Origin of the sequence: Malikia sp. (genome assembly GCF_028687635.1) — a bacterium.
GTDB lineage: Bacteria > Pseudomonadota > Gammaproteobacteria > Burkholderiales > Burkholderiaceae_C > Malikia.
This window is the reverse complement of record NZ_JAQTZS010000002.1, coordinates 20,870-34,539: the sequence shown is the minus strand read 5'-3', so window position 1 is coordinate 34,539 and position 13,670 is coordinate 20,870. Positions and strand designations below refer to the sequence as shown.

General features: G+C 64.0%; 15 protein-coding genes. 4 read left to right on the top strand and 11 right to left on the bottom strand.

All coding sequences use genetic code 11. The annotated features are described in order from the left end of the window. Positions 1 to 35: 35 nt before the first annotated feature. From flgL to flgB, 11 genes are all read right to left on the bottom strand, one after another. Positions 36 to 953: a flagellar hook-associated protein FlgL gene (gene flgL / locus PHR85_RS01640; RefSeq protein WP_300049648.1), complete on the bottom strand. Its 918-nt coding sequence runs from the start codon at positions 951 to 953 to the stop codon at positions 36 to 38. A 12-nt stretch (positions 954 to 965) separates the two neighbouring features. After that, a complete protein-coding gene (flgK, locus tag PHR85_RS01635) occupies positions 966 to 2,333 on the bottom strand; it encodes a flagellar hook-associated protein FlgK (protein WP_300049646.1) in 1,368 nt (455 codons plus the stop codon). A gap of 77 nt (positions 2,334 to 2,410) precedes the next feature. Next, entirely contained in the window at positions 2,411 to 3,370 is a 960-nt protein-coding gene (gene flgJ / locus PHR85_RS01630; protein ID WP_300049644.1) for a flagellar assembly peptidoglycan hydrolase FlgJ, read from the bottom strand. Positions 3,371 to 3,381: 11 nt separating this feature from the next. Beyond that, complete coding sequence (locus tag PHR85_RS01625) at positions 3,382 to 4,491, bottom strand: flagellar basal body P-ring protein FlgI (RefSeq protein ID WP_300049642.1); 1,110 nt, start codon at positions 4,489 to 4,491, stop codon at positions 3,382 to 3,384. Positions 4,492 to 4,511: 20 nt separating this feature from the next. Continuing rightward, positions 4,512 to 5,195, bottom strand: coding sequence for a flagellar basal body L-ring protein FlgH (locus tag PHR85_RS01620; protein WP_300049640.1), 684 nt, complete (start codon positions 5,193 to 5,195; stop codon positions 4,512 to 4,514). Next, on the bottom strand, positions 5,195 to 5,977 hold the full coding sequence (gene flgG, locus PHR85_RS01615) for a flagellar basal-body rod protein FlgG (protein WP_300049638.1): 783 nt from the start codon (positions 5,975 to 5,977) through the stop codon (positions 5,195 to 5,197). Before flgG ends, PHR85_RS01620 begins: the two co-directional genes overlap by 1 nt. A gap of 42 nt (positions 5,978 to 6,019) precedes the next feature. Continuing rightward, on the bottom strand, positions 6,020 to 6,760 hold the full coding sequence (gene flgF, locus PHR85_RS01610) for a flagellar basal-body rod protein FlgF (RefSeq protein ID WP_300049636.1): 741 nt from the start codon (positions 6,758 to 6,760) through the stop codon (positions 6,020 to 6,022). A 20-nt stretch (positions 6,761 to 6,780) separates the two neighbouring features. After that, entirely contained in the window at positions 6,781 to 8,733 is a 1,953-nt protein-coding gene (locus PHR85_RS01605; protein ID WP_300049634.1) for a flagellar hook-basal body complex protein, read from the bottom strand. A gap of 31 nt (positions 8,734 to 8,764) precedes the next feature. Continuing rightward, entirely contained in the window at positions 8,765 to 9,439 is a 675-nt protein-coding gene (locus tag PHR85_RS01600; RefSeq protein ID WP_300049632.1) for a flagellar hook assembly protein FlgD, read from the bottom strand. A gap of 16 nt (positions 9,440 to 9,455) precedes the next feature. Continuing rightward, positions 9,456 to 9,860 (bottom strand): flagellar basal body rod protein FlgC, encoded by a 405-nt coding sequence (flgC, locus tag PHR85_RS01595; RefSeq protein ID WP_300049630.1) that lies wholly within the window; start codon positions 9,858 to 9,860, stop codon positions 9,456 to 9,458. 2 nt (positions 9,861 to 9,862) lie between these two features. Beyond that, positions 9,863 to 10,267 carry a flagellar basal body rod protein FlgB gene (gene flgB, locus PHR85_RS01590; RefSeq protein ID WP_300049628.1) on the bottom strand — a complete coding sequence of 135 codons (405 nt, stop codon included), beginning with the start codon at positions 10,265 to 10,267 and terminating at the stop codon, positions 9,863 to 9,865. 192 nt (positions 10,268 to 10,459) lie between these two features. Here flgB and flgA point away from each other — a divergent pair, with 192 nt between their 5' ends. From flgA to PHR85_RS01570, 4 genes are all read left to right on the top strand, one after another. Next, entirely contained in the window at positions 10,460 to 11,146 is a 687-nt protein-coding gene (gene flgA, locus PHR85_RS01585; RefSeq protein ID WP_300049626.1) for a flagellar basal body P-ring formation chaperone FlgA, read from the top strand. A gap of 96 nt (positions 11,147 to 11,242) precedes the next feature. After that, entirely contained in the window at positions 11,243 to 11,539 is a 297-nt protein-coding gene (gene flgM / locus PHR85_RS01580) for a flagellar biosynthesis anti-sigma factor FlgM (RefSeq protein ID WP_300049624.1), read from the top strand. 1 nt (position 11,540) lies between these two features. Next, entirely contained in the window at positions 11,541 to 12,008 is a 468-nt protein-coding gene (locus PHR85_RS01575; RefSeq protein WP_300049622.1) for a flagella synthesis protein FlgN, read from the top strand. A gap of 62 nt (positions 12,009 to 12,070) precedes the next feature. Beyond that, entirely contained in the window at positions 12,071 to 13,621 is a 1,551-nt protein-coding gene (locus PHR85_RS01570; RefSeq protein WP_300049620.1) for a methyl-accepting chemotaxis protein, read from the top strand. Positions 13,622 to 13,670 lie beyond the last annotated feature (49 nt).

The following is a 13,670-nucleotide window of genomic DNA, read 5'->3' as shown; positions in this document are numbered from 1 at the left end:
CCCGCCGCCGAAAAGGCGGCGCGGCGACGCAGGACTCAGTTGAGGTAGTTGAACAGGCTCAGGTTGCTGACCTGCTGGAACGACTTCTGGGCCGCCTCCAAGGTCAGCTGCTGGCGCGCCAGATCGGAGAGGGACTGGTTGTAGTCGAGATCCTTCAGGCTGGAAGTGATCTCGGCGTACTGCAGCTTGCGGTCGCTGCCCTGGGTATCGGCCTGATCGAGCTCGTTGAGCCGGATGCCGACCGAGGCCTGGCTGCGCGTGACACTGCTGAAGGTCTCGGTGTAGCTGGCGCCGAGGGCGGCCAGCTTTTCGCTGCGGGTGGCGGCCGACTGGCCGGGCTGCAGCGCCCCGATGGCGTCCTTCAGGCGACTGAAGATATCGGCGCCGCTCTGGTCTTTCGCGAACAGCACGCTGCCGGCCTCGCTCATGGCCATCTTGCGCGAGCCGTCCAGCGGCAGCAGCTGCTGTCCCTGGTCGCCCTGATAAGCCACCGCGCCGCTGACGTCATCCTTGACATAAGGGGGATTGGCCGTCTGATGCCCCCCGAACAGGTAGTTGCCAGAGCCATCGCGGGTGTTGGCCAGCGACATCAGCTGGTCGAGCTGCCCTTGCAGCGCCTGCGCCACCGCGCTGAACTCTCCATCCGAGAGCGCGGCATTGCCGGCGGTCAGGACTTGATCATTGATGCCCATGAGGGCATCGCTCATGCCGGACATGGCGCCATCGATCAGACCCAGCGAATTCCTGAGCTGGGTGCGGTTGCGGGCATGCTGGTCGTTGTTGGCGGACGAAAGCCCGACCTCGAGCGCGCGCGAGGCCGCCACCGGATCGTCGGCGGCCGTGAGGAGCTTGCTGTCCGAGCCGAGCTGCTGCATCGTGCGGTCGAGCCTGGACTGCAGACCGCTCAGGCGGGCACTGCTGCTGTCGAATAGGGTGTTGGTGCTGATGCGCATCAGGCTTCTCCTTTAGTTGCTGATCGACAGCACGGTGTCGAACAGCTGCTTGGCCAGCTGGATGACCTTGCCGGCAGCCTGGTAGGACTGCTGGTAACGAATCAGGTTGGCCGCCTCCTCATCGAGGTTCACGCCCGCGACACCCTGCAGCGAGCGCTCGGCCTGGGCCTGGATCTGCTTCGAGGCCGTGCTCGTGACTTCGAGCTCGCGGGTCTTGCTGCCGACCTGGCCGACCAGCTGCACATAGGCCGACTGGTAGCTGCGCGTGTTGCCATCGAGCACCTTGGCCGACTGCAGATCGATCATCTTGAGCAGGTTGCTGTTGTCGCCGACGGCCGAGCCCTTGGCCGCGGCCGCGATGTCCTTGACGTCCGTGATGGCCAGCCTGATCGCACCGGCCGCCGTGGCCTCGGTGCTCGTGTCGGGCAGGCTGAAGAAATCACCGCCCGCCTGGTTGCCGAGCGTGATGCCCTCGCGATGCTGGGCGTTCATGCCACTGGCCAGCCCCATGGCGATGCGCCCGAGGGCGTTTTGCGTCGGAACCAGGGTCTGCTCGCGGAATTCCAGCAAGCCACCCAGCGCCCCGCCAGCGAAGTCGTCGGCCTTCATCGGCGTGCCGTCGCCATAGGCCGCTTCGGTCCGTCTCGGATCGGTCTTCGACGCGACGGCCTGCAGGGAATAAGGCTTGCTGCCCAGCACCAGGGGCTGGCCGTTGCCGATGAACAGGTTGAACTGCCCTCCCCGCTCGCTCGCGGTGACCTTGATCTGCTGGCTGAGATCGCTGACCAGCTGGTTGCGCTGGTCGACCAGCTCATTGGCGGGCTTGCCGTCGTTGAGGTTGGTCGATGACAGGATCGCCTGGTTCAGCTCGGCCAGGCGCTGGGCGGCATTGTTGACCTGCTCCACGCTGCTGGAGATTTGCTGATTCAGGCTCTGACCGACCTCCTCCAGACGGCCGCTCAGGTCGTTGAAGCCGGCGCTCAAGGCCTCCGCGTTGGCGAGCACGGCCTGGCGCGCGACGGGATCGGCGGGAGCCGCCGCGAGATCTTGCAGGCCGTCGAAAAAGTTCTGCAGCGCCGGGCCCAGGCCCGCCGTGGTCGAGTCCGACAGCAGCTGGTCGATCGGCTGGATCTGGCTGTACTGCGTCTGCAGCTGGCTGTTGGCCGACTGGGAGGAAACCAGCTGCTTGCCCAGATAGTCGCTGTAGACGCGCTGGACCTCGGCCACCTGGGTGCCCTGCCCCGAGGGGGCCACGGTTTGCACCACCTGCTGGCGGCTGTAGCCGGGCGTCGAAACATTGGCGATATTGTTGCCCGCCGTGTTGACGCCGACTTGCGCGGCGCTCAGCGCGCTCTGCCCGATAGAAAAAATGGTGGACATGATGATCGAAGACTTTCTTTCTATCTATATCGGTCAAACGCCGCAAAACATGAGGGCGGCAGCCACCGATCTTTGGGTCAGGCCGATGAGGCGCGCTGGATCACGCGCGCGAGCTTGACCGCATAGGCGGGGTCGGTGGCATAGCCGGCTTTTTGCAGGCCCTGTGCGAAGCCGGCCACGGTCTGTCCCTGGCTCAACACGCGCTCATAGCGTGGACTGTTGAGCAACAGGGCCGCGTAGTCCCGGAAAGCATCGGCATGGGAATCGTAGGCGCGAAAACGGGCCACCGTCTTTTGCGGCACGCCCTGCACATATTCGGTGGTGGCGACCTCGACTACCCGGCCCTTCCAGCCCGCGCTGGCCTTGATGCCGAACAAGTTGTAGCTGGGCGTGCCGTCGGCGGCGCTGATCTGGCGCCGACCCCAACCGCTTTCGAGCGCCGCCTGGCCCAGGATGAAGGACGCGGGCAGCCCCGTCAGGCGCGCCGCCTCATCGGCATGAGCGCCCATGGTGGCCCGAAACTGCTGCACCGGATCGGAGGCCAGCCGCTTGGGAGCCGCGTCAGGGTTGACCGGATTCACGCCCGCGCCGGGCTGTGACGCCCGCGGCGCCAATGAGCGCTCGGCGACGGCGGGAGACGGTGCCTGCGACTGCTGCTGCGATACCAGCGCCGGGGTGACCGCCTGAGCCTGAGCCTGAGCCTGAGCCTGAGCCTGAGCCTGAGGCGCGAGCTGCTGGGTGCTGAGCTGGCGCAGCAGCATGTCGGCCAGGCCCATGCCGCGCTGGGCCATGCTCTGACTGATCTGCTGGTCGAACATCGACGTATAAAGCTGGCTGTCCTGACTGTCCGTCAGGCCGTCGCTGACCGTAGCCTGCCTCATGCTCTTGAGCATCATGTTGAGGAACATGGCCTCGAACTGCTTGGCCGACTCCTTGAGCGCCTGGGGCGAGTTCTGCTTGGCGGACGCCCGCAGCGCCCCCAGTCCCTGCACATCCAAGGCCAGCTGCTGGCGGGCATCCGTCGGTGAAAGGCTCATCGACACACTCCTTAAATGATTTCCAGCTCGGCCCGCAAGGCCCCGGCCGCCTTCATGGCCTGCAGGATGGCGAGCAGATCCTGCGGCGTGACGCCAATGGCATTCAGGCCCTTGACCACCTCCGACAGCTGAACGGCCGGGCCGACCAGCATGAGCTTGCCGGCATCCTGCTGCATGGCGACCTGGCTGTTCTGGGTCACGACGGTCTGGCCACCGGACAGCGGCGCGGGCTGACTCACGTTGGTGGTGGTGCTGATCACGACGGACAGGTTGCCATGCGCGATCGCACAGGCATCCACCGTGACCGCCTGGTTCATCACGATGGAGCCGGTGCGCGCGTTCAGCACCACCTTGGCTTGTACCGGAGCCGGCTTGACATCAACCTGCTCCAGCGCTCCCAGGAAGGCCACCCGCTCGTCATAGGACAGCGGCGCGCGCACCTGCACGACACGGGAGTTCTGCGCCATGGCCGTGCCAGCGCCAAAGCGCTGATTGACGGCCTCGACCACGCGGCTGGCGGTGCTGAAATCACCGTCCTTGAGCTCCAGCGACACATACTCGCCCTGACCCAGTGGCGTGGCCACCCCCCGCTCGACAGTGGCCCCTGCCGCGATGCGCCCCGCGCTCAGGTGATTGACCTGAGCCGAGCTGCCCCCCGCGGAGGCCCCGGCCCCCCCCACCAGCAAATTGCCCTGCGCGATGGCGTAGATCTGACCGTCGGCGCCCTTGAGCGGCGTCATCAGCAAGGTGCCGCCACGCAAGCTCTTGGCACTGCCCAGCGACGAGACGGTGACATCCAGCGTCTGTCCGGGCTGCGCGAAGGCCGGCATCACCGCGGTGATCACCACGCCAGCCACGTTCTTGGCCTGAAGCTTGTCCTTCTCGCTCAGGTTGACCCCCATCTGCTGCAACATGCTCCTGGCACTTTGCACCGTGAACGGAGTCTGGTCGCCGGTGCCATCGAGGCCCACCACCAGTCCATAGCCCAGCAGCTGGTTCTGTCGCACGCCCTGCAGGGAACTCAAGTCCTTGAGTCGCTCGGCCTGGGCTCCCGTCGGGACCAGCCAGGCCAGCCAGCACAGGCCGCAGAGCGCCAGTCGCCTGGATCTGGAAACCCACATCACACGATCCCTGGTCCTGGTCACAGCGGCAGCACGCTGTAGAAGAAGCGGTTCATCATGGCGTTGAGCTGGGCTTTGTCGATCTGGCTGTTGGTCCGGTATTCGATGCGAGCATCCGCCACGTTCTGCGACTCGACCAGATTGCCAGGACCGATGACCGAGGGCGCGACCACGCCCGAGATACGCACGAATTCGGTGCCCTGATCCAGGCCGATCTGCTTTTCGCCGCTGATCAGCAGGTTCCCGTTTGACAAGACCTCGATCACCGTGACGGCGACCCGGCTGTTGAAATCGTTCTTGGCCCCGCCATTGTTGTTGAGGCTGAACTTGCTCTTGCCCTCGACATCCATGCCCAACAGCGTGTTGAGGCCCGTGGTGATGATGGGAAGGGAATTCACGGTGTTCTTGGCCTTGCCTTCGCGGGTCGCGTCCGCCTTGCTGCCCTGGTTGGCAGAGGATCGTTCGCTGATGACCACGCTCAGGATGTCGCCCACGGCACGCGCGCGGCGGTCCTCGAACATCGGCCGAAAGCTGCTGACCTGGAAAATGGCGCCATTGCTGGGAGCGATCGATACCGGCGCAGCGGTCGGGCGCGTACTGGTCGGCGACGACAGGATGGTCGTCGGCTCGACGGCACTGCAGCCAGCCAGCAGCGCCCCCAGCAGGGGCCACGCTGCGCGCCGCGCAAGACTGTGGGGTTTCATCAAAGCTGTGCCACCTTCTGCAGCATCTGATCCGATGCCGTGATCGCCTTGCTGTTGATCTCGTAGGCGCGCTGGGTCTGGATCATGTTGACCATCTCCTCGACCACGTTCACGTTCGAGGTCTCCACATAGCCCTGGGACAGCAGGCCCAGGCCATTGGTGCCCGGTGTATTGACCACGGGAGCCCCCGAGGCGGCGGTTTCGACATAAAGGTTCTCGCCCTTGGATTCCAGACCTGCCGGATTCATGAAACTGGCCAGCTGCAAGTTGCCGATGGGCGTGCTCTCGGCCGCGTTGGGCAATGTCACGCTGACCAGGCCGTCACGGGTGATGGTCAGCACCTGGGCTTCCGCGGGCACCGTGATGGCGGGCTGCACCAGATAGCCGCTCGGCGTCACGAGCTGCCCCTGGTTGTCGATGTTGAAGTAGCCGGCGCGCGTATAGGCCATGTTGCCATCGGGCATCAGCACCTGGAAGAAGCCCTGGCCATCGATCGCCACGTCCTTGCTGTTGCCGGTCGCCTGCAGATTGCCCTGGGTATGCATGCGCTCGGCCGCGACCGGGCGCACGCCGGTGCCGAGTTGCATGCCGGTGGGCAGCTGGGTCTGCTGGGACGACTGGGCACCGGGCTGGCGCATGGTCTGATACAGCAGATCCTCGAAGACGGCGCGCGAGCGCTTGAAACCATTCGTTCCGACGTTGGCCAGGTTGTTGCTGATCACGTCCATCTGGGTCTGCTGGGCTTCCAGCCCGGTCTTGGCGACCCACAGCGAGCGCATCATGTCTGTATCCTTGTGTTCATTGCGGCGCGCTCAGCGCGCCTGTCAGTTCAGGCCGAGAATTTGATCGGCCTTGGACGAATTGCTGTCCGCGTTCTTGAGCAGGCTCATCTGGGTGTCGAACTGGCGACCCAGACTGATCATGCGCACCATCGAATCCACGACGCTGACGTTGCTGGCTTCGAGCGCCCCGCCGAGCAGCACCACCTGATTGTCGACCTCGACGGGAGCGTCATTGCGCAGGCGAAACAGGCCATCGTCGCCACGCACCATCTGGTCGGTCGGGGGGTTGACCAGCTTGACGCGACCGATGATCTCGGAAGCCGCCGGCACGACACCGGGAACCAGAAAGGACAAGGTCCCGTCACCGCCCACCATCAAGCGGGCGTCGGGTGGAATCGTGATCGGGCCACCATCCCCCAGCACCAGCCGACCGGTCTGGGTCTGCAACAGTCCGTTTTCCGAAACGCGCAAGGCACCGTTGCGGGTGTAGGCCTCGCTGCCATCGGCCCCCTGCACCGCGAACCAGCCCGGCCCCTGGATGGCCATGTCCAGCTCGCGTCCGGTTTGCTGAATGGCGCCGGGAGTGAAGTCGGCCGCCACGGTGTCGTCCTGCACCTGGGTGCGCGTGGCCAGGCCACTGCCCTCGACCGGAGCGGCGCGAAACGCATCGATCTGGGCCCGGAAACCCGTGGTCGACACGTTGGCCAGATTGTGCGCCACCGTGGTTTGCTGCGCGACGACCTGGTTGGCCCCGGTCATCGCGGTGTAGATCAGGCGATCCATGGCTGGAACTCAGCGGGCGCTCAACGCGCCAGACCGACCACGGTCTGCATGTTCTCGTCCTGCTTCTTGACCATCTCGGCCGCCGCCTGGAAGATGCGCTGTGCCGTGATCATGTTGATCATCTCAGCGGAAATATCCACGTTGGCCTGCTCCTTCGAGGAGCCCTGGATCAAGCCGGTTGCCAACAGACCGGGCGTGGCATTCTGCGCCACCCCCGAGGCGGAGGTCTCGCGCCACTGGTTCGAACCCACCTGAGCCAGACCGTCCGTGCTGGCGAACGTGGCCAGCACGACCTGACCCATCAACTTGGAACGGCCGTCGCTGTAGCGCGCGACGATCATGCCTTGCGCATCGACCTTGTAGCTTTCCATGTTGGCGCCCGCGCCGCCGTTCTGCTCCGCAGGGGCGACGAAACTGCTGGCGTATTGCATCGCCTTGTTCAGGTCCAGCGCCACGCTCTGGGTCGCGCCGCCCACCGGCACGGTGAAGATGCCGTTCTGTCCGTTCGCCAATGCCCCATTCGAGGCGAAGGCAAAAGTCGAATACTTTTTAGTTGCAGTATCCAGGCCGTTACCCACGTAGGTGCCGACCTTGCCGTCGGTGCCGACCAGCTTGCCGTCGATGGCCATGTAGACATCGGACTCGCCGCCCGGGGATTTCCTCACATAGTAGGTATCCACCTGGTGAGTGGCCTTGGATGGGCCGTCGTCGGTGAAGGTGTGGGAATACAGCTTCGTGTAGGACGCAGCCGTTGCCGGATCGAACGGATTGGCCGTCGAATCGATGAATGCCGTCGGCCCGCCATCAAGGACGCCACGGAGATCTTCCAGGTTCACCGTCGAATTGACATCGTAATTGATATTCTTGATGCCCACCGGCACATTGAATAAGGGATTGGCCTCGGCAGTGAGCGTGCCATTGGAGGTGAACTCCAGCACGCCGTTGGACGCGTTCAGGTTGAAAGAACCGACCTGGCCGCTGGTGCCCAGCTTGCCACCATCGACAGCAACGTAGACATCCACGATCGGGTTGTCATTGACATCCTTGCTGTTGACGTAGTAGCTGTTGACCGCATGCGCCACACCCGTCGCGTCATAGACTTCCCGCTTGTCGAGCTGATAGGGTTTTTGCGGATTTAGCGGATCAAAAGTCACCGTAGAGGGGGTATCGGGCTTCACATCCCAGGCCGACTTGGCCATGTCCAGGCTGGCTTCAATGTTGATGTATTGACCCGGGCTGGCTTGATGGGTGAAATAATTGGCTGGCTTCAACAGGCCATCGGAGCCAAAACTCAAGGTCCCCAGGCTGCTCTTGCTGGTGTCGACGAACTCACCATCGACGGTGGCGTAGGTCTTCCACTGGTCAACCGCGGTCTTGACGTAGAAGGTGCGGACATCGTGTGAGTTGCCCTGCCCGTCATAGACCGCCGCGGTCGTGGAGTCGGTGTAAGTCGTCGGGTCCTTGGGATCGAAGGGCGTCGTGGACTGATCGATGACTTCCTTGCGCGTATCGAGCATCAGGTCGATCTTGAGCTCACTGGTGGCCGTGGCCGGCAAGGCATCCAGGTTGATCGAGAGCGGCACCACCTTGCCCGCATCCAGATTGCCGGCGGCATTGGCGGCGTAGCCCATCAGCTTGTCGCCGGCCGAGTTCACCACGCTGCCATAGCGATCGGTCTTGAACTGGCCATCGCGGGTGTAGACCGTGGCGCCGTCGCTGATCACGCGAAAGAAGCCCTTGCCATCGATCGCCATGTCCAGCGGGCTGGCCGACGAGACGAAGCTGCCCGTCGTGAACAACTGGCGCGAACCGGCTTTCTTGGAGCCGAGGTCATTGGACATCGAGGAAGCCAGCACGCTATCGAACTCGGATCCCTTGAAGCCGACGGTGCTTGAGTTGGAGATGTTGTTGCCTATCACGTCCAGACGTGCGCTGGCGGAGAGCAGACTGGTGGAGTCGATATTGAAAGCCATATATTTACTAGGTTAAGGTAATAAAAACCGATCAACGGACCTGACGTACATCGGCCAGGGCCACCTGGCCCAGCGAGGGGATGTCGAGCTTGACGCTGCCCCCCGACAGCGACACGCTGGCGACCTGGGCGAACGTCAGCGCGGTGGCCGTGACGGACTGCCCGCCACTCGAAGCCTTGACTTCGAACTGGTAAGTACCCGCCGGCGCGCTGGTGCCGGCATCGGTCTTGCCGTCCCAGTCCAGGCTTTGCTGTCCAGCGGACTGGGCACCGAGCGTCTGCGCGCGCACGAGCTTGCCGGCGCTGTCGCGTATCGTCAGCTGCAGGGTGTCAGCCGCCTGCGCCAGATCGACCATCATCGTCGCCGGTTGCCCCTCGGGCAGCTGGACCGAAGCGCCCGGCACCAGCACCGAGCGCCCGATCAGGCTGGTGGCCTGCACCGTCTGGCTGGTCTGCAGACCAGTCAGCAGCGACTGCATGCTGTCGTTGAGCTTGTTGATCCCGGTGACGGTGTTGAGCTGGGCGATCTGAGTCGTCAACTGGGCATTGTCCATCGGGTTCATCGGATCCTGGTTCTGCAACTGGGTCACCAGCAACTTCATGAAGCGGGATTGCGCCTCATCGACGGAAGTCTGCGCCGGCGATGTGGCGGCGGCCGCGGTCGCCGTGCCCGCGCTGCTGTTGCTGGTCAAGCTGTTGATGGCCATCGGTGAACTCCTGGTATTACTGGCCCAGGGCCAGCGTTTTGAGCAACATGGACTTGGCGGCGTTCAGGGTCTCGACATTGGTCTGGTAGGACCGGGTAGCCGACAACATGTTGACCATTTCATCGACCACGTTGACGTTGGGCATGGCGACATAGCCCTGCTCGTTGGCCTGTGGATGGCTGGGGTTGTAGACCAGCTTGGGCGGTGCCTGGTCCTCGATGACCTTCTCCACCTTGACACCCGCCGTCATTTTATCCGGCAGGGGCGCGACCATGAACTGGACCTGCTTGGCACGGTAAGCCTGGCCGTCGGGCCCGCTGCTGCTCTCGGCGTTCGCGAGGTTGCTGGCCACCACGTTCAGCCGCTGGCTCTGCGCCGTCATGGCCGAACCGGCGATCTGGAAAATATTCAACAATGACATGCTTACCCTTGAATCACACTCAGAATGCCCTTGATCTTGGACTGGACCAGGGTCGCGCCGGCCTCGTAGCGCAGGGCATTCTCGGTGAAGGCGCTGCGTTCGCGGTCCATCTCCACCGTGTTGCCATCGAAGCTGTTCTGCTGGCTTTGGCGAGGCTTGAGTTCGATCGCGGACAGGGCGGCAGGCTCGGCGGCCAGATGTCCGGCATGGGTACGCGCCAGCTCGGGCGAAGCCGGACTGCTGGCCCCCATGGCCGCCTGCATGGCCTGCGCGAAATCGAAGTCGCGCGCCTTGAAGTGGGGCGTGTCGGCGTTGGCGATATTGGAGGCCAGCACCTGCTGGCGCTGCGCGCGCAGACGCAGCGCGTTCTCATAGAAACCCAGGGCCTCATCGAGTCTTCCAGCCATTGCTTCACTCTTTCAGTAACGGAGCTCATACACTCATACGGCAGACCATCGACTACCGTGCGGTAATCCCCAATGATAAAGAAAGCCCCGCCATTCGATCAAGCAAGCACAGCAAAAAAGGGCCGCCAGCTTGCCTGTTTAGTCAGGCGCCAGGACCTGCGAATCGACGTAGACTGCACCATCATGAAATCCTTGTTGCTACTGCTGGCCGCCTGCCTGATGACGCCCCTGGGCTGGACTCAGATCGCGGACAAGCTGCATGACCACGCGCAACTCATGACCCAGGCCGGTCAGTTCCTCGCCAACCAGTTCAGTCCGGCAAGCGACGCCCGCATCCGGGTTCAGCCGCTGGATCCTCAGCTACGCCTGCCCGCCTGCCCGGCACCCCAATTCTTCCTGCCCGCGCCCGCGCCCGCCCTGAGCGGCTCCATGCGGGTGGGCATGCGCTGCCTGTCGCCCAAGCCCTGGACCGTTTACGCCAATGCCAGCGTCAGCGAGGCCAAGGCCCACTATGTCACCAAGGACCCGCTGCAGGCCGGGCACCAGTTGCAGCTTGAGGATCTCGAAGCACGCCGGGCCCATTCCGAGGATCTGCCAGCAGGCGCGATCTCCGACCCGCAACAACTGCTCGGGCGCACGCTGCGACAGCCCCTGGAAGCAGGAACCATTCTACGCGCGGTCCTGATACGTGACACGCTGGTGATTTCAGCGGGGCAGACGGTCAAGCTGATCGCCAGCGGACCAGGCTTCAGCATCCACACGGAGGGGCGCGCCATGGGCAATGCGATGAGCGGACAGCGCGTGCAGGTACGCAACGGCTCCGGCCAGATCATCCAGGGCGTGGCGCTGCCCAGCGGCATGGTCAGCGTCACCCCCTGAGGTCCTGCCCACTCCGACAGCCTAAAGTTGGCACCCGGGCTGCCGTTAACGACAGCAATAAGTCAGAAGCCCGCTCTTTTCTAGCCAGGAAAAACCGTGAAAATCAACCATCCCGTGGGTCAGCCCGCCCAAGTCCTGCCTAGCTTTGCCAGCGCCAAGATCAGCAAGACCGAAAGCGGCAAACCGGTCAGCGCGGGCACCCAGATCCAGGTATCCAATCAGCTGCAGGCGCTCGAAGCGCAAAGGTCCAGCAGCAGTTTCGACGCCCAGAAAGTGCAGTCCATCAAGACCGCGATCGCCGAGGGTCGCTTCGAGGTCAATGTCGGCAAGGTGGCCGACGGCCTGATCGATACGGCCGCCAACCTGATCCGCTCCCGTACGCGCACGGCCTGACATGAACAGCGCCAGCGCGACACTCACGCAATGCCTGGAGCAGGAGCTGCGGCTGACCGGACAACTGCTCGCAACCCTGGGGCAGGAAGAAGCCGCCTTGCTGGACCGTGATCTCGCATCGCTACAATCGAGCAGCCAGCGCAAGGGCGAGCTGGTCACGCAGTTCTTTGAGGTGCGCCAACGCAGGCTGGCCTGCCTGGCGCAGCAGGGTCTGCCGGCCGATGACCGCAGCATGGCGCTGTGGCTGCAGCAGCAGGGCGAAACCAGTGCTCAAGCCGCATGGGAGCGGTTGCTGAGCCAGTTGACGGTTGCCAAGGAGCTCAACCGCACCAACGGTCTGTTGATACACCAGCTCGCCTCGCGCAATCAGTCCGCGCTCCAGGCCCTGCAGTCGCGCAATTCAGTCAACCTGTACGGCCCCAGAGGCGCAAGCTCCACTCACTCCACCTTCAACACGGTGGTCGGTTAACCCGTGCCACATCCCCGTGGGGCGCAGTCTTCAAGCCACGGCTCCATCGGAAGGTCTGAATCATGCTCAAGAAAAAAAACTTATCCGTCGCCGCGCGACTGACCTTCCTGGCGGTCGGCGCCTTGCTCGGCATTGCGCTGCTGACGGCAGCCTTCCTGTTCACGGAGCATGGGCTGATACTCGAGGAGCGCAAGAACAGCGTCCGGCAGGCGGTCGAAACCGCCCACGGTATCGCGACGCATTTCGAGGCGCTTGAGCGCCAGGGCAGTCTGCCACGCGAGCAGGCTCAAGCACTGGCGCTGGCCGCCATCAAGAGCCTGCGCTACAACAAGGACGACTACTTCTGGGTCCAGCAGCGGACCCAGATGCTGATGCACCCGATCCAGCCCAAGCTCAACGGCCAGGACATGAGCGCCAGCAAGGACCCGGACGGCAAGCTGTTCTTCCAGGAAATGGCCAACGTGGTCCAGCGCCACGGCGAAGGCTTCGTCAGTTATCAGTGGCCCAAGCCCGGCCGCGACACCCCGCAACCCAAGGTGTCGTTTCTCAAGGGCATTCCAAACTGGGAGTGGAGCATAGGCTCGGGCGTGTATGTGGACAGCGTGGATGCCACGATAGCCAAGCGCGCCAGCATCTTCGCCGCGGGCGTCATCGGGCTGATGGCCGCCATGCTGCTGCTGGCCTGGCTGATTGCCCGCAGCATCCTGCGGCAACTGGGCGGAGAACCTGGCTATGCCACCGAGATCACCAAGCGCATCGCCGCCGGTGATCTGAGCACGCCGATCCAGATCAGCTACCCCGGACAGGAAAACCTGCTAGCCGGACTGCAGAGCATGCGCGATCAGCTCGCCACCCTGGTGCTGCAGGTGCGCAACGGTGCCGAAAGCCTGGCATCGGCCAGCACACAGATTGCCCAGGGCAACATGGACCTGTCGTCCCGGACCGAGAACCAGGCCAGCGCGCTCGAACAGACCTCGGCCTCGATGGAGGAGCTGGGTTCGACCGTGCGCCAGAACTCGGACAACGCGCGCCAAGCCAACCAGCTCGCGCAAAGCGCCAGCGCGGTGGCCGTCCAGGGCGGCCAGGCCGTGAGCCATGTGGTCGATACCATGAAGGGCATCCAGGAGAGCTCGCGCCGCATCGGCGACATCATCGGCGTGATCGACGGCATCGCCTTCCAGACCAACATCCTGGCGCTCAATGCCGCGGTCGAGGCCGCGCGGGCCGGCGAGCAAGGCCGTGGTTTCGCGGTGGTGGCCGCCGAGGTCAGGAGCCTGGCCGTGCGCAGCGCCGAGGCGGCCAAGGAGATCAAGGGACTGATCACCGCCAGCGTCGAACGGGTGGAGCAAGGCACGCAGCAGGTCGATCAGGCCGGCGCGACGATAAACGAGGTGGTCAACAGCATCCGCCGCGTGACGGACATCGTGGGCGAGATCAGCGCGGCGAGCGCCGAGCAGAGCTCGGGCGTCAACCAGATCGGAGAAGCCGTGGGGCAGATGGATCGCGCCACCCAGCAAAACGGCGCGCTGGTCGAGGAAATGGCCGCCGCCGCCGCCGGCCTCCAGGAGCAGGCCCAGGAACTGGTGCAGCGGATATCGGCATTCAAGCTGTAGTCCGATACAATCCACGGTGACGACGAATTCACCCATTCCAGACAAACCA

Bases quoted from the DNA above. Each gene is read 5' to 3' on its own strand.
- flgL (WP_300049648.1), bottom strand. From the start codon at position 953: ATGCGCATCAGCACCAACACCCTATTCGACAGCAGCAGTGCCCGCCTG.
- flgK (WP_300049646.1), bottom strand. From the start codon at position 2,333: ATGTCCACCATTTTTTCTATCGGGCAGAGCGCGCTGAGCGCCGCGCAA.
- flgJ (WP_300049644.1), bottom strand. From the start codon at position 3,370: ATGAGCCTTTCACCGACGGATGCCCGCCAGCAGCTGGCCTTGGATGTG.
- PHR85_RS01625 (WP_300049642.1), bottom strand. From the start codon at position 4,491: ATGTGGGTTTCCAGATCCAGGCGACTGGCGCTCTGCGGCCTGTGCTGG.
- PHR85_RS01620 (WP_300049640.1), bottom strand. From the start codon at position 5,195: ATGAAACCCCACAGTCTTGCGCGGCGCGCAGCGTGGCCCCTGCTGGGG.
- flgG (WP_300049638.1), bottom strand. From the start codon at position 5,977: ATGATGCGCTCGCTGTGGGTCGCCAAGACCGGGCTGGAAGCCCAGCAG.
- flgF (WP_300049636.1), bottom strand. From the start codon at position 6,760: ATGGATCGCCTGATCTACACCGCGATGACCGGGGCCAACCAGGTCGTC.
- PHR85_RS01605 (WP_300049634.1), bottom strand. From the start codon at position 8,733: ATGGCTTTCAATATCGACTCCACCAGTCTGCTCTCCGCCAGCGCACGT.
- PHR85_RS01600 (WP_300049632.1), bottom strand. From the start codon at position 9,439: ATGGCCATCAACAGCTTGACCAGCAACAGCAGCGCGGGCACGGCGACC.
- flgC (WP_300049630.1), bottom strand. From the start codon at position 9,860: ATGTCATTGTTGAATATTTTCCAGATCGCCGGTTCGGCCATGACGGCG.
- flgB (WP_300049628.1), bottom strand. From the start codon at position 10,267: ATGGCTGGAAGACTCGATGAGGCCCTGGGTTTCTATGAGAACGCGCTG.
- PHR85_RS01575 (WP_300049622.1), top strand. From the start codon at position 11,541: ATGAACAGCGCCAGCGCGACACTCACGCAATGCCTGGAGCAGGAGCTG.
- PHR85_RS01570 (WP_300049620.1), top strand. From the start codon at position 12,071: ATGCTCAAGAAAAAAAACTTATCCGTCGCCGCGCGACTGACCTTCCTG.